This window comes from Burkholderia sp. AU6039 (assembly GCF_002223365.1).
Taxonomy (GTDB): domain Bacteria; phylum Pseudomonadota; class Gammaproteobacteria; order Burkholderiales; family Burkholderiaceae; genus Burkholderia.
On the sequence record NZ_NKFK01000003.1, the window covers coordinates 1,686,001 to 1,701,152 of the forward strand.

Annotated in this window: 15 protein-coding genes; 9 read left to right on the forward strand and 6 right to left on the reverse strand. The window is 66.2% G+C overall.

Annotation, left to right across the window (positions count from 1 at the left end):
• Positions 1-45: 45 nt before the first annotated feature.
• The 6 genes from CFB39_RS10615 to CFB39_RS10640 all read right to left on the reverse strand — a co-directional run bounded on the left by CFB39_RS10615 (position 46) and on the right by CFB39_RS10640 (position 6,383).
• The gene (locus CFB39_RS10615) at positions 46-522 is read right to left on the reverse strand and encodes a molybdenum cofactor biosynthesis protein MoaE (protein ID WP_043188206.1); all 477 of its coding nucleotides are present in this window, start codon (positions 520-522) and stop codon (positions 46-48) included.
• 10 nt (positions 523-532) lie between these two features.
• Positions 533-790: a molybdopterin converting factor subunit 1 gene (moaD, locus tag CFB39_RS10620; protein ID WP_089425581.1), complete on the reverse strand. Its 258-nt coding sequence runs from the start codon at positions 788-790 to the stop codon at positions 533-535.
• Between the two features lie 19 nt (positions 791-809).
• Entirely contained in the window at positions 810-2,057 is a 1,248-nt protein-coding gene (glp, locus tag CFB39_RS10625; protein WP_089473017.1) for a gephyrin-like molybdotransferase Glp, read from the reverse strand.
• A 242-nt stretch (positions 2,058-2,299) separates the two neighbouring features.
• Positions 2,300-3,751 carry a threonine synthase gene (thrC, locus tag CFB39_RS10630; RefSeq protein ID WP_089425583.1) on the reverse strand — a complete coding sequence of 484 codons (1,452 nt, stop codon included), beginning with the start codon at positions 3,749-3,751 and terminating at the stop codon, positions 2,300-2,302.
• A 12-nt stretch (positions 3,752-3,763) separates the two neighbouring features.
• Positions 3,764-5,092, reverse strand: a complete 1,329-nt coding sequence (locus tag CFB39_RS10635; protein ID WP_089473018.1) for a homoserine dehydrogenase — start codon at positions 5,090-5,092, stop codon at positions 3,764-3,766.
• A 52-nt stretch (positions 5,093-5,144) separates the two neighbouring features.
• Entirely contained in the window at positions 5,145-6,383 is a 1,239-nt protein-coding gene (locus CFB39_RS10640; protein WP_089425584.1) for a pyridoxal phosphate-dependent aminotransferase, read from the reverse strand.
• 316 nt (positions 6,384-6,699) lie between these two features.
• On the opposite strand from CFB39_RS10640, the gene CFB39_RS10645 reads away from it, so the two are divergent.
• The 9 genes from CFB39_RS10645 to CFB39_RS10685 all read left to right on the forward strand — a co-directional run bounded on the left by CFB39_RS10645 (position 6,700) and on the right by CFB39_RS10685 (position 15,064).
• The gene (locus CFB39_RS10645; protein ID WP_089473019.1) at positions 6,700-7,074 is read left to right on the forward strand and encodes an Mth938-like domain-containing protein; all 375 of its coding nucleotides are present in this window, start codon (positions 6,700-6,702) and stop codon (positions 7,072-7,074) included.
• A gap of 124 nt (positions 7,075-7,198) precedes the next feature.
• Complete coding sequence (locus tag CFB39_RS10650; RefSeq protein WP_089473020.1) at positions 7,199-8,875, forward strand: glycosyltransferase family 39 protein; 1,677 nt, start codon at positions 7,199-7,201, stop codon at positions 8,873-8,875.
• A gap of 13 nt (positions 8,876-8,888) precedes the next feature.
• Positions 8,889-9,260 carry an EamA family transporter gene (locus CFB39_RS10655; protein WP_089473021.1) on the forward strand — a complete coding sequence of 124 codons (372 nt, stop codon included), beginning with the start codon at positions 8,889-8,891 and terminating at the stop codon, positions 9,258-9,260.
• Positions 9,261-9,394: 134 nt separating this feature from the next.
• Entirely contained in the window at positions 9,395-10,546 is a 1,152-nt protein-coding gene (locus CFB39_RS10660; protein WP_089473022.1) for a DegT/DnrJ/EryC1/StrS aminotransferase family protein, read from the forward strand.
• A 6-nt stretch (positions 10,547-10,552) separates the two neighbouring features.
• Positions 10,553-11,590 carry a glycosyltransferase gene (locus CFB39_RS10665; protein WP_089425587.1) on the forward strand — a complete coding sequence of 346 codons (1,038 nt, stop codon included), beginning with the start codon at positions 10,553-10,555 and terminating at the stop codon, positions 11,588-11,590.
• Positions 11,587-12,534, forward strand: coding sequence for a formyltransferase (locus CFB39_RS10670; RefSeq protein ID WP_089473023.1), 948 nt, complete (start codon positions 11,587-11,589; stop codon positions 12,532-12,534). The genes CFB39_RS10665 and CFB39_RS10670 overlap by 4 nt, the downstream gene beginning before the upstream one ends.
• Entirely contained in the window at positions 12,531-13,586 is a 1,056-nt protein-coding gene (locus CFB39_RS10675; RefSeq protein ID WP_006482864.1) for a bifunctional UDP-4-keto-pentose/UDP-xylose synthase, read from the forward strand. The genes CFB39_RS10670 and CFB39_RS10675 overlap by 4 nt, the downstream gene beginning before the upstream one ends.
• A gap of 13 nt (positions 13,587-13,599) precedes the next feature.
• On the forward strand, positions 13,600-14,496 hold the full coding sequence (locus tag CFB39_RS10680; protein ID WP_089425589.1) for a polysaccharide deacetylase family protein: 897 nt from the start codon (positions 13,600-13,602) through the stop codon (positions 14,494-14,496).
• 106 nt (positions 14,497-14,602) lie between these two features.
• A complete protein-coding gene (locus CFB39_RS10685; protein ID WP_006756046.1) occupies positions 14,603-15,064 on the forward strand; it encodes a peroxiredoxin in 462 nt (153 codons plus the stop codon).
• The last annotated feature ends 88 nt before the right edge of the window (positions 15,065-15,152 follow it).

The following is a 15,152-nucleotide window of genomic DNA, read 5'->3' on the forward strand; positions in this document are numbered from 1 at the left end:
CTTGGCGCGCATGCGGCATAGCGTCGCATTACCCTGGCGCCATGCTCAGCGCCGCGTATTCCCCGATTCGATGCCCCAGCGCGCGAGCGCGGCATCGTCGGTGCTGCGCGCATCGACCCAGCGCTCGCCATCCGGCGTCGTTTCCTTCTTCCAGAACGGCGCTTCGGTCTTCAGGTAGTCCATCACGAACTCGCACGACGCGAACGCATCGCCGCGGTGCGACGCCACCGTTGCGACCATCACGATCTGGTCGAGCGGCAGGAGCCGGCCGACACGATGCACGATCGCGACGTCGATGCCCGGCCAGCGCCGGCCGGCCTCGGCGGCAATCTTCTCGAGCGCCTTCTCGGTCATCCCCGGATAGTGCTCGAGCTCCATCGCGGCCACCGAATCGCCTTCGTTCAGGTCGCGCACCGTGCCGACGAAGCACGCGACCGCGCCGATCTTCGGGTTGCGCGCACGCAACGCCGCGACCTCGGCGTTCAGGTCGAAGTCGTCGGTCTGGATTCGTACCGTTGCCATCGCCGGCGCCTCACCCGCCCGTCACCGGCGGAAAGAACGCGACTTCGCAGCCTTCGGTGAGCCGCGTGTCGGGATCGGTCATTTCGTGATTGCACGCCATGCGCAGTGCGCGCCCTTCCGAGAGTGTCTCGGCCCACGCACCGCCGCGCACGCGCAGCCACGCGCGCACGTCGCCCACGGTCGTGACGCTGTCCGGCACGTCGGCCTGCTCGTCGGCAACGCCCAGTGCCTCGCGCACGCTTGCAAAAAATTTCAGTTGAATCTTCATGGTTCGGGAAGCCGTCGCGTTACGACAGCAGTTCGGAAAACGGAATGAAACGCACGGTCTCGCCGGCGCTGATCGCGTGCTGCGGCGGATTGTCGATCAGGCCATCGCCCCACACCGTCGACGTCAGCACCGCCGAGCTCTGGTTCGGGAACAGGTCGAGGCCGCCGGCCGCATTGACGCGCGCACGCAGGAATTCGTTGCGCCGGTCGCCCTTGTTTTGCGAAAAGTCGGCACGCAGCGACAGCGCGCGCGGCGCGACGTCGCGCACGCCGGACAGGCGCAGCAGGAACGGCCGCACGAACAGCAGGAACGTGACGAAGCTCGATACCGGGTTGCCGGGCAGTCCGATGAAGTGCGCGTCAGGGCGATCGTCGCCGCGGCGCACCGCGCCGTACGCAAGCGGCTTGCCGGGCTTCATCGCGATCTGCCACAGCGCGAGCCGCCCTTCGGCCTCGACGGCCGGCTTCACGTGATCCTCGTCGCCAACCGACACGCCGCCGCTCGTCAGGATCACGTCGTGATCGCGTGCAGCCTCGCGCAGCGTGTCGCGCGTCGCGGCGAGCGAATCGGGCACGATCCCGTAGTCGGTCACGTGGCAGCCGAGCCGCTCCAGCAGCCCGCGCAGCGTGAAGCGGTTCGAATTGTAGATCGCGCCGGGCTTCAGCGGCTCGCCCGGCATCGTCAGTTCGTCGCCGGTGAAGAACACCGCGACGCGAATCCGCCGCGCAACCGGCAATTGCGCGCAGCCGACCGACGCGGCCAGGCCGAGCGCCTGCGGCGTGAGCCGCGTGCCGGCGGGCAGGATCACCGAGCCCTGCCGGATATCCGCGCCCTGCGCGGTGATCCATTCACCGGCCTTCGGCGTGTGCAGGATCTCGACTGCATCGCCGTCGGCCGAAGTCTGTTCCTGCATCACGACGGCGTCGGCGCCGGGCGGCACCGTCGCGCCGGTGAAGATCCGCGCGGCCGTGCCGGCAGCAAGCGGCGCGGCCGGATGACCGGCCGGAATGCGCTGCGACACCGGCAAGCGCCGCTCGCCATGCAGCAGGTCGGCGACGCGCACCGCATAGCCGTCCATCGCGCTCGTATGCATCGGCGGCACGTCGAGCGGCGAGCTCACGTCGGCCGTCAGCACGCGGCCGAGCGCGTCGAGCGTGGCGACGGTTTCGGCGCCGGGCAACGGCTTCGCGGCATCGAGCAGCGCGGCGAGTGCCTCGGCGGTCGACAGCATCGGCGCGCGCGGCGCCGCGGGATTCGGGTTCGACATCGATGGAATCGGGGATCGTTGGATTCAATACGTCATTGTAGCGACGCCGTCGCGCGGGCGCGCGATATGGCCGACATGCGGAAACTGTGATTCGCGCGAGCACGCCGGTCTGACACTTGTTTCGGTGTAGCGCGTCGATAGCCGCGCGGCACCGTCAAACGAAACGGCCGGAACCCCGATCCGTTCGACGAATCGGCGTTCCGGCCGTCCCGCTCAACCGGGCCCGCAGGCCCGGCCGTGCGTCATGCGCCCGTATGGGCGGCGATGAAGTCCTTCACCTGCTGCGCGTCGGCCTTCACGACCTCGAAACGCTGCGGCAGCGCCTCGAGACCGTCGAATGCGGCCGGCCGCTCGGCTTCGCGATCGAGTGCTTCGCGAATCGTCTCGCCGAACTTGATCGGCTGTGCCGTCTCGAGCACGACCATCGGCACGCCCGCGTCGAGATGCTCGCGCGCGACTTTCACGCCGTCGGCCGTATGCGTGTCGATCATCGTGTCATAGCGCGAGAACACGTCGCGGATCGTCGCGATGCGATCCGCGTGGCTGCTGCGGCCCGACACGAAACCGAACTCGGCGACGCGCGAGAAATCGCCGCTCGCCGCGAGATCGAAGCCGCCCTTCTCCTCGACGTCGCGGAACAGCTGCATCACGCGCGCCGGATCGCGGCCGAGCAGGTCGAACACGAAACGCTCGAAGTTCGACGCCTTCGAGATGTCCATGCTCGGGCTGCTCGTGTGATAGGTGTTCTCGGCGCTGCGCACGCGATATGCGCCCGTGCGGAAGAACTCGTCGAGCACGTCGTTCTCGTTGGTCGCGACCACGAGCTTCGCGATCGGCAACCCCATCATCCGCGCGATGTGGCCTGCGCAGACATTGCCGAAGTTGCCCGACGGCACCGTGAACGACACGCGCTCGTCATTCGACCGGGTGGCCGCGAAGTAACCCTTGAAGTAGTACACGACCTGCGCGACGACACGTGCCCAGTTGATCGAGTTGACCGTGCCGATCTTCTGCTGCGCCTTGAACGCGTGATCGTTCGACACGGCCTTCACGATGTCCTGGCAATCGTCGAACACGCCTTCGACCGCGAGGTTGAAGATGTTCGGATCCTGCAGGCTGAACATCTGGGCCGTCTGGAACGCGCTCATCTTCTTGTGCGGCGACAGCATGAACACGCGCACGCCGGCCTTGCCGCGCATCGCGTATTCGGCCGCGCTGCCCGTGTCGCCGGACGTCGCGCCGAGAATGTTCAGCGACTGCCCGTGCTTCGCGAGCGTGTACTCGAACAGGTTGCCGAGCAACTGCATCGCCATGTCCTTGAACGCGAGCGTCGGGCCGTTCGACAGTTCGAGCAGCGAGATCGGCGCGCCGTTCTCGGTGCCGAGCGTCTTCAGCGGCGTGATGTCGGACGCGTTCTCGCCATGGCGCGTGTTGCGGTACACGTCGGCCGTGTACGTGCGGCGCGTGATCGCGCGCAGGTCGTCGGCCGGCACGTCGTCGCAGAACTTCGACAGGATCTCGAACGCGAGATCCGCGTACGACAGCGTGCGCCAGCGCGCGAGCTCGTCGGCGGACACCGTCGGATACTCGGCCGGCAGGTAGAGCCCGCCGTCCTTCGCGAGACCGCCGAGCAGGATGTCGGAGAACGTGTGGCGCTCGCCGATGCCGGCGCCGCGCGTGGAGATGTAGTTCATGTCGTCCTCAGCTCAGTTCAGCGCTTCCATGCGCAGCTTCGTCACCTTCGAGACCACCGTCGCGAGGCTCTCGATCTGCGCGATCGCCGCATTCACGTTCTTCTCGACCGTGACGTGCGTGATCAGGATGATGTCGGTTTCGCCCTTCGCGTCGTCGACCTGCTCCGACTCCTTCTGCAGCAACGCGTCGATCGAGATGCCCGATTCGGCGAGGATGCGCGTGATCGCGGCCAGCACGCCGGTCTGGTCGGCAACGCGCAGGCGCAGGTAGTAGCCGCTCGTCACTTCCTCGATCGGCAAGATGGGCGTGTTCGACAGGCTGTCGGGCTGGAACGCGAGGTGCGGCACGCGATGCTCCGGGTCCGCCGTGTGCAGGCGCGTGACGTCGACGAGATCGGCGACCACGGCCGATGCGGTCGGCTCCGCGCCCGCGCCCTTGCCGTAGTACAGCGTCGTGCCGACCGCGTCGCCGTGCACGACGACCGCGTTCATCGCGCCTTCGACGTTCGCGAGCAGGCGCTTCTCCGGGATCAGCGTCGGATGCACGCGCAGCTCGATGCCGTTTTCGGCACGGCGCGTGATGCCGAGCAGCTTGATCCGGTAGCCGAGTTCTTCCGCGTAGCGGATGTCGGTCGCGTCGAGCTTGCTGATGCCCTCGACGTACGCGCGCTCGAACTGCACCGGCACGCCGAACGCGATCGCGCTCATGATCGTCGCCTTGTGCGCGGCGTCGACGCCTTCGATGTCGAAGGTCGGATCGGCTTCCGCATAGCCGAGCTCCTGCGCGGCCTTCAGCGCGGTCGCGAAGTCGAGCCCGCGATCGCGCATTTCCGACAGGATGTAGTTGGTCGTGCCGTTGATGATGCCCGCGATGTACTGGATGCGGTTCGCGGTCAGGCCTTCGCGCAGCGCCTTGATGATCGGGATGCCGCCGGCGACGGCCGCCTCGAACGCGACCATCACGCCCTTCGCGCGCGCGGCCTCGAAGATCTCGGTGCCGTGCACCGCGAGCAGCGCCTTGTTGGCTGTCACGACGTGCTTGCCGTTCGCGATCGCGCGCAGCACGAGCTCGCGCGCGATGCCCGTGCCGCCGATCATCTCGGCGATGATCGCGATCGACGGATCATCGACGACCGAATTGAAATCGTCGGTGATCTGCGCGGCGCCGGCGTGGCCGCCGAGCGCGGCCAGCGCCTTGGCCGGGTTGCGCACGGCAATGCGCGTCACCTCGATGCCGCGCCCCGCGCGTCGCTTGATTTCTTCCTGGTTGCGGCCCAGCACCGTGAAGGTGCCGCTGCCCACCGTGCCGAAGCCCAACAGGCCAACTTTGATCGGTTCCATGCTGCGTGTGATCGAATGAGTAAGTAGTAGTGAGTCCGTGTGGCCGTGCCGCTCAGGCCGAATGGCGCTTGCGGTAGCCGTCGAGGAAGCGTGCGATCCGGTTGATCGAATCGGTCAGGTCGTCGAGGTTCGGCAGGAAGACCACGCGGAAGTGATCCGGCGTCGTCCAGTTGAAGCCCGTGCCCTGTACGAGCAATACGCGCTCCTCGAGCAGCAGGTCGAGAATGAACTGCTGGTCGTTCTGGATCGGATAGAGCTTGGGGTCGAGGCGCGGGAACATGTACAGCGCGGCCTGCGGCTTCACGCAGGTCACGCCCGGGATCGACGTGAGCATGTCGTACGCGAGTTCGCGCTGCTTGTACAGGCGCCCGCTCGGCACGATCAGCTCGTTGATGCTCTGGTAGCCGCCGAGCGCCGTCTGGATCGCGAACTGCCCGGGCACGTTCGCGCACAGGCGCATCGACGACAGGATGCCGAGCCCCTCGAGATAATCCTTCGCGTGCCGGCGGTTGTCGCCGCCGAGGCCCGACACGGCCATCCAGCCCGCGCGATAGCCGCACGAGCGATAGCTCTTCGACAGGCTGTTGAACGTGACGGTGATCACGTCCTCCGACAGCGAACCCAGCGCCGTGTGCTCGAGGCCGTCGTAGACGATCTTGTCGTACACCTCGTCGGCGAACACGATCAGCCCGTGCTGGCGCGCGATCTCGAGCAGTTCGAGCAACAATTCGTCCGAATAAAGCGCGCCCGTCGGGTTGTTCGGGTTGATCACGACGAGCGCCTTCGTGTTCGGCGTGATCTTGCGGCGGATGTCGTCGAGATCGGGCATCCACGCGTTCTGCTCGTCGCAGACGTAATGCACCGGCGTGCCGCCCGACAGGCTGACCGCCGCCGTCCACAGCGGGTAGTCGGGCGCGGGCAGCAGCACTTCGTCGCCGTCGTTCAAGAGCGCCTGGGTCGCCATCACGATCAGCTCGGACGCGCCGTTGCCGATGTAGATGTCGTCGAGGCCGACGCCCACGACGCCCTTTTCCTGCGTGTAGTGCATCACGGCCTTGCGCGCCGAGAACACGCCCTTCGAATCCGAATAGCCGGACGACGTCGGCAGGTTGCGGATCATGTCCTGGATGATCTCGTCCGGCGCGTCGAAACCGAACGGCGCGAGGTTGCCGATGTTCAGCTTGATGATGCGGTGGCCTTCTTCCTCGAGGCGCTTCGCGTGCTCGAGCACCGGGCCACGGATGTCGTAGCAGACGTTGAGCAGCTTGTTCGACTTCTGAATCGGTTTCACGACGACACGGTTCCTGGGTTGGCCTTGCGGCCGGGGGACGGGATCAAAACTGGAAAGCGGCCGGTCTGTGCGCGCTGTCTAGACTGGGGAAAAAGCGGGCGGTCGGGCGCGGCTTGTGGCGACGCGCGACGCAATTGGCGCCCGGGGGCGACCAAAAAGTTATAATTTAGCGGATTTTGGCTGACTTTCGCAATGCACCATAGCCGCGCCGGGCCCGCGCCGTCAGGCATCCCGCGTGCTCGGGCAAGCGAAACCGGCCATTCGGGCCCGTGTGGCCCTGCGATACATTCCCCCTACGGAACCGCGGAATACCGATTTGAAACTGCACCAGGACACGAGCGGCGCGCTCAACACCGTCACCGGCTACGGCTCCGATTATGTCGACGTCAATCTCGAACGCCATGAAACGAGCGTCATCGTGCTGCCCGGCGCGCCGGTCCAGGCATGGCCCGTGTCGTCGTTCGACGCGCTCGCGCCCGAGCATTTCGCGATGCTGCTCGACCCGACACCCGAACTCGTGATCTTCGGCAGCGGCGCGCGGCTGCGCTTCCCGCACCCGCGGCTCGTCGCGGCGCTCACGGCGAAGCGGATCGGCGTCGAGACGATGGATTTCCAGGCGGCCTGCCGCACCTACAACATCCTGATGGCCGAGGGCCGCAAAGTCGCCGCCGCGCTCTTAATTGAACGTTAATCCCCGATGCGGTAAAACTCGGGCCGGCGCAGCGGGTCGATCCCCCGGATCGGCCCGGCCAGGCCGCCCGCCCCCGGCGCAACCCGCCGGCGGCCCGTCACAATAACCAACAGGCTGAAAATCCATGAACGATACGCCGTCGAGGCTACCGCTCAATCGCATCACGCTCGTCCTCCTCGTCATCGCGCTCGCGATCGTCTGGTTCGCGCCGCTCGGGCTGCGCCACCTGATCCCGAGCGACGAGGGCCGCTATGCGGAAATGGCGCGCGAGATGTTCGTCACCGGCGACTGGATCACGCCGCGCTACAACGGCTACAAGTATTTCGAGAAGCCGCCGCTGCAGACCTGGCTGAACGCGCTCACGTTCGCGTGGTTCGGCATCGGCGAATGGCAGGCGCGCCTCTACACGGCCGTCGCGAGCTTCGCCGGCATCCTGCTGGTCGGCTACACCGGCGCGCGCCTGTTCAACCCGCTGTCGGGCTTCCTCGCCGCCGTCGTGCTCGCGTCGTCGCCGTACTGGAACCTGATGGGCCACTTCAACGCGCTCGACATGGGGCTCGCGTTCTGGATGGCGCTGTCGCTGTGCTCGCTGCTGCTCGCGCAGCGGCCCGGGCTGCGCCCGGCCGCGGCACGCGGCTGGATGTGGGCATGCTGGGCCGCGATGGCGTTCGCGGTGCTGTCGAAGGGCCTCGTCGGCCTGATCCTCCCCGGCGCCGTGCTCGTGCTCTATACGCTGATCGCGCGCGACTGGGCGCTGTGGAAGCGCCTGTACCTGGTGAGCGGCCTCGTGATCTTCTTCGCGATCGTCACGCCTTGGTTCGTGCTCGTCCAGCAGCGCAACCCCGAGTTCTTCAACTTCTTCTTCATCGTCCAGCAGTTCCGCCGGTACCTGACCCCGGAACAGAACCGCCCGGGCCCGCTCTACTACTTCGTGCCCGTGCTGCTGGTCGGCTTCCTGCCGTGGCTGTCGGTCGCGTGGCAGAGCATCCGCCATGCGCTGCGGATGCCGCGCCAGCCGAACGGCTTCTCTCCGATGCTCGTGCTGCTGATCTGGAGCGCATTCATCTTCCTGTTCTTCAGCGCGTCGCATTCGAAGCTGATCTCGTACGTGCTGCCGGTCGCGCCGGCGCTCGCGCTGATCATCGGCGCGTACCTGCCGCTGATCAGCGCCGACCGGTTCCGCCGCCACCTGCTCGGCTACCTCGTGTTCCTCGTCGTCGCGGCGTTCGGGATCATCTTCCTCGCGTACCAGGGCGATGCCCGCACGCCGAACGCGCTGTACCGCGCGTTCCAGATGTGGCTGTACGCGGGCCTCGCGGTCGCGGCCGCGCTGACCCTCGCGGCCGCATGGCTGAACCGCCGCGCGGGCGTGGCCGCCGCGCTCGCGGCCTTCGGCGCCGCCTGGCTCGCGTTCGGCACGATCGGCGGCACCGGTCACGACGAATTCGGCCGCTACAGCTCCGGCGCGCTGCTCGCGCCCACCGTGCGCGCCGAACTGGCGAAACTGCCGGCCGACACGCCGTTCTACTCGATCGAGATGCTCGATCACACGTTCCCGTTCTACATGGGCCACACGACGATCATGGTCCAGCGCCAGGACGAGCTCGCGTTCGGGATCTCGATGGAGCCGAACAAGTGGATTCCGACCGTCGACGAGTGGATCACGCGCTGGAAGCAGGAAACCCATGCGCTCGCGATCATGCCGCCCGGCGAGTACGACAACCTGGTCAAGCAAGGCGTGCCGATGCGCGTGATTGCACGCGACAACCGCCGCGTGATCGTCGAGAAACCGCAATCGTAAGGACGCCCGCTGCATGAATCCCGTTTCGTTCGTCTGCATCATCACCGGCGTGATGCTCAACGCCTGTGCGCAACTTCTGCTGAAAGCCGGCGTCAACGCCGTTGGACACTTCGAATTCAGCCGTGCGAACATTGTCCCGGTCGGCCTGAAGATCGCGACCCAATTGCCGATCATCGGCGGCCTCGGCTGCTACGTGCTGAGCGTCGTGGTCTGGATCGTCGGGCTGTCGCGGGTCGACGTGTCGATCGCGTATCCGATGCTGTCGCTCGGCTACGTCGTCAACGCATTCGCGGCCTGGTACCTGTTCGGCGAAGTGCTCTCGGTCCAGCGGCTCGTCGGCATCGGCATCATCCTGATCGGCGTGCTGGTGCTCGCGCGAAGCTGAGCACGCCCGCCGCGCGCATTAAGCGTCTGCCTACAAAAAATCACGGTGCGATTCCGCCAACCGGTGTTTAATGCCGGTTTCGGCCGGGATCGCCCGACCCTTTTATTACACGCCATTACAGGCCCAAAGCGTACATGAGCCAGACTACCGCTCCGTTTCTGCCGTTCACCCGCCCCGAGATCGATGAGGAAACCATCCAGGGCGTCGTCGACGTGCTGCGCTCGGGCTGGATCACCACCGGCCCGCAGAGCCAGAAATTCGAAGCGGCGCTGTCCGAGTACTGCGGCGGCCGTCCGGTCCGCGCGTTCAATTCGGGCACCTGCACGCTGGAGATCGGCCTGCGCATCGCGGGCGTCGGCCCCGGCGACGAAGTCATCACGACGCCGGCGTCGTGGGTCTCGACCAGCAACGTGATCCTCGAGACGGGCGCGACGCCCGTGTTCGCCGACATCGATCCCGTCACGCGCAACATCGACCTCGACAAGCTCGAGCAGGCGATCACGCCGCGCACGAAGGCGATCATCCCCGTGTTCCTGTCCGGCCTGCCGGTCGACATGGACCGCCTGTACGCCATTGCGCGCGCGCACAAGCTGCGCGTGATCGAGGACGCGGCGCAGGCGTTCGGCTCGACGTGGAACGGCAAGCGCATCGGCGCGATCGGCGACATCGTGTCGTTCAGCTTCCACGCGAACAAGAACCTGACGACGATCGAAGGCGGCGCACTTGTGCTGAACAACGAGGAAGAAGCGACGCTCGCGCAGAAGTACCGGCTGCAGGGCATCACGCGCACGGGCTTCGACGGGATGGACTGCGACGTGCTCGGCGGCAAGTACAACCTGACCGACGTCGCCGCGCGCGTCGGCCTCGGCCAGCTGCCGCACCTCGAACGCTTCACCGCGCAGCGCCGCGCGCTTGCGCGTGCCTACTTCGCCGCCTTCGACGGCAGTGCAGCCGTGAAGCTCGGCGTCGGCCTGCCGATCGCCGAATTCGAGAACGGCAACTGGCACATGTTCCTGATCACGCTGCCGCTCGAGCGCCTGACGATCACCCGCGCCGAGTTCATGGCGCAGATGAAGGAACGCGGCATCGGCACGGGCATCCACTACCCGGCGATCCATCTTTTCACGCTGTACCGTGCACGCGGCTTCAAGGAGGGCATGTTCCCCCACGCCGAACGGTACGGCGCGTCGACCGTCACGCTGCCGCTCTTCACGCAGATGACGGACGGCGACGTGCGTCGCGTGGTCGACGCCATCAACCAGATTTGTGAACAATACGGAAAATAAGCGTACATGAGTCACCTTGAAGCACGCGCCGGGCATCCGGCCGCCGGGCACCTGGACGCCGGCCGGCCCGAAGTATCGGTCATCATCCCCGTGTACAACGAGGAAGACGGCCTCGCTGCGCTGTTCGCGCGGCTGTATCCGGCGCTCGACGCACTCGACACGTCATACGAAGTGATCCTGATCAACGACGGCAGCCGCGACCGCTCGGCCGCGATGCTCGCCGATCAGTTCCACGTCCGTCCCGACACGACGCGCATCGTGCTGCTCAACGGCAACTACGGCCAGCACATGGCGATCCTCGCCGGCTTCGCGCAATCGCGCGGCGAGATCGTCATCACGCTCGACGCCGACCTGCAGAACCCGCCCGAGGAAATCGGCAAGCTGATCGCGAAGATGCGCGAGGGCTACGACTACGTCGGCTCGATCCGCAAGCAGCGCCAGGACAGCCTGTGGCGGCGCAAGGCGTCGCAGATGATGAACCGCCTGCGCGAGCGCATCACGCGCATCAAGATGACCGACCAGGGCTGCATGCTGCGCGCATACAGCCGCCGCATCATCGACACGATCAACGTGTGCGGCGAAGTCAACACGTTCATCCCCGCCCTCGCGTACACGTTCGCGCAGAAACCGACCGAAATCGAGGTCGCGCACGAGGAGCGCTTCGCCGGCGAGTCGAAATACTCGCTGTACAGCCTGATCCGGCTGAACTTCGACCTCGTGACGGGCTTCTCGGTCGTGCCGCTGCAGTGGCTGTCGTTCATCGGCGTGATCCTGTCGCTCGGCTCCGCCGCGCTGTTCGTGCTGCTGCTCGTGCGACGCTTCATCGTCGGCGCGGAAGTGCAAGGCGTGTTCACGCTGTTCGCCATCACGTTCTTCCTGCTCGGCGTGATCATCTTCGCGCTCGGCCTGCTCGGCGAGTACGTCGGCCGCATCTACCAGCAGGTGCGTGCACGGCCGCGCTACCTGATCCAGGCCGTGCTCGAGCAGCACGACGGCGTGCCGCCGGTGCCGGCCGGCGCGAACCGCACGGGTACCGCGCAATGAAGCCGCGCGCAGTCGTCTTCGCGTATCACAACGTCGGCGTGCGCTGCCTGCAGGTGCTGCTCGCGCGCGGCGTCGACGTCGCGCTCGTCGTCACGCACGAGGACAACCCGAACGAGAACATCTGGTTCGGCAGCGTCGCGGCCGTCGCGGCCGAGCACGGCATTCCGGTCGTCACGCCGGCCGATCCCGCCGATCCGGCGCTGCGCCGCGCGGTATCCGACGCGCAGCCGGACTTCATCTTCTCGTTCTACTACCGGCACATGCTGCCGGTGGACCTGCTCGCGATCGCGCCGAAGGGCGCGTACAACATGCACGGGTCGCTGCTGCCGAAATACCGGGGTCGGGTACCGACCAACTGGGCGGTGCTGAACGGCGAAACCGAAACCGGCGCGACGCTGCACGAGATGGCGGCGAAGCCCGACGCCGGCGCGATCATCGGCCAGACCGCGGTGCCGATCCTGCCGGACGACACGGCCACGCAGGTGTTCGACAAGGTCACGGTCGCCGCCGAGCAGACGCTCTGGCGCGTGCTGCCCGCGCTGCTCGCGGGCGAGGCGCCGCACCTGCCGAACGATCTCTCGACCGGCAGCTACTACGGCGGGCGCAAGCCCGAGGACGGCCGCGTCGACTGGTCGAAGCCGGCCGCGCAGGTCTACAACCTGGTGCGCGCGGTCGCGCCCCCGTATCCGGGCGCGTTCACGGACGTCGACGGCACGCGTTTCGTGATCGCGCGCGCGCGCCTGGCGGCGCCCGGCAGCGCGGCTGCGGCCGCCGCGGCAGATTTGCCGCCCGGCCTGCACGTAAGCGATAATGCGCTATTCGGCGTCTGCGGCGACAGCCGCGCCCTATCCATTCTCGAGCTGTGGCAGCAGCGCGACGGCAGCGAAACCGTCGTGACGCCCGCGGAATTCGCGCAGTTCATTCATTCTTCCCGTCATTCATGAAAGCAAAAAAAGTCCTGATCCTGGGTGTGAACGGCTTCATCGGCCATCACCTGTCGAAGCGCATTCTTGAAACCACCGATTGGGAAGTGTTCGGCATGGACATGCAGACCGATCGGCTGGGTGACCTCGTCAACCACGAGCGGATGCATTTCTTCGAAGGCGACATCACGATCAACAAGGAGTGGGTCGAGTATCACGTGAAGAAGTGCGACGTGATCCTGCCGCTCGTCGCGATCGCGACGCCCGCCACCTACGTCCAGCAGCCGCTGCGCGTGTTCGAACTCGACTTCGAGGCGAACCTGCCGATCGTGCGTTCGGCCGTCAAGTACGGCAAGCACCTCGTGTTCCCGTCGACCTCCGAGGTCTACGGCATGTGCTCGGACGAGCAGTTCGACCCGGATGCATCGGCCCTCACCTACGGCCCGATCAACAAGCCGCGCTGGATCTACGCGTGCTCGAAGCAGCTGATGGACCGCGTGATCTGGGGCTACGGGATGGAAGGCCTGAACTTCACGCTGTTCCGCCCGTTCAACTGGATCGGCCCGGGCCTCGACTCGATCTACACGCCGAAGGAAGGCAGCTCGCGCGTGGTCACGCAGTTCCTCGGCCACATCGTGCGCGGCGAGAACATCAGCCTCGTCGACGGCGGCTCGCAGAAGCGCGCGTTCACCGACATCGGCGACGGCATCAGCGCGCTGATGAAGATCATCGAGAACAAGGACGGCGTCGCGTCGGGCAAGATCTACAACATCGGGAATCCGAAGAACAATTTCTCGGTTCGCGAACTCGCGCACAAGATGCTCGAACTGGCGGCGGAATTCCCCGAGTACGCCGATTCGGCCAAGCAGGTGAAGCTCGTCGAGACGACGTCCGGCGCCTACTACGGCAACGGCTACCAGGACGTGCAGAACCGCGTGCCGAAGATCGACAACACGATGCAGGAACTCGGCTGGGCGCCGCAAGCGACGTTCGACGACGCGCTGCGCAACATCTTCGAAGCGTATCGCGGCCACGTCGCCGACGCGCGCGCGCTCGTCGAACAGCAAGGCTGATCGGGACGTTCGCTTGGCTCGCATCGTCCTCAAGATCGACGTCGACACGCTGCGCGGCACGCGCGAAGGCGTGCCGAACCTCGCACGCATCTTCGACCGCTTCAATGCGCGCGCGACCTTCCTCTTCAGCCTCGGGCCCGATCACACGGGCTGGGCGCTGCGGCGCGTGTTCCGCCCCGGCTTCCTGAAGAAAGTGTCGCGCACGTCGGTGGTCGAGCACTACGGCGTGAAGCAGCTGATGTACGGCGTGCTGCTGCCGGGCCCCGACATCGGCCGCCGCGCGATCGCCGACATGCGCGCGATTCACGAGGCCGGCTTCGAATGCGGGATCCACACGTGGGATCACGTGTACTGGCAGGACAACGTCCGCGCGCGCGATCGCGACTGGACCGCGCGTGAAATGCAGAAGAGTCACGCGCGCTTCATCGAGGTCTTCGGCGCGCCGCCCGTCACGCACGGCGCGGCCGGCTGGCAGATGAACGATTCCGCGTTCGAGCAGATCGACGCATGGGGGATGCGCTACGCATCCGACGGCCGCGGCCATTCGCCGTACCTGCCCGTCGTCAACGGCCGCACGCTGTCGCACGTGCAGATGCCCACCACGTTGCCGACGCTCGACGAAGTGCTCGGCATCGACGGCGTCGACACGCACAACGTCGCCGCGCACATCCTCAAGTTCACCGAAACCAATCCGCACGACCAAGTGTTCACGCTGCATGCGGAACTGGAAGGCCAGAAGCTCGCGCCCGTGTTCGAGCAACTGCTCGCCGGCTGGCGCGCGCAAGGCCATACGTTCGCGACGATGGGCGACTACCACGCGACGCTGGACCGCGACTCGCTGCCATCGTACCCTGTCACGTGGGGCGAAATCCCCGGCCGCTCCGGCGAACTGATCGTCCAGCCCGACTGAGTTCGCACGAGCCGGCGTCGCCGCTGCGCCCTTGCGGCGCATGCCGCGACGCCCCGCCGTACCGCGCCGCCGCAGCGGCGCCTTTCCATAACAACAGGAGAAACACGTGTCCGTCGAAGTTGACCGTCAAGTTCCCGATTTCACCGCACCGGCCACGGGCGGCGACATTTCGCTGTCCGACCTGAAGGGCAAGAAACTCGTGCTGTACTTCTATCCGAAGGACAACACGCCGGGCTGCACGACCGAAGGGCTGCAGTTCCGCGATCTCTATCCGAAGTTCAAGAAAGCCGGTGCGGAAGTCATCGGCGTGTCGCGCGACAGCCTGCGCTCGCATGACAATTTCAAGGCAAAGCTCGAACTGCCGTTCCCGCTGATTTCCGATGCCGACGAGGCGCTGTGCGCGCTGTTCGATGTCATCAAGATGAAGAAAATGTATGGCAAGGAAGTGCGCGGAATCGAGCGCTCCACGTTCCTGATCGACGCCGACGGCGTGCTTCGCCAGGCATGGCGCGGCATCAAGGTACCGGGTCATGTGGACGACGTGCTAAGTGCTGTACAAGCGCTTTGAGGCGCGTTATATTGGGCCGCAATGAATGCCAGTTCGCCCCATATTTCTCGTAGCTGCGCCGGTGCTCGTTGCGATGCTTGCCGGCACC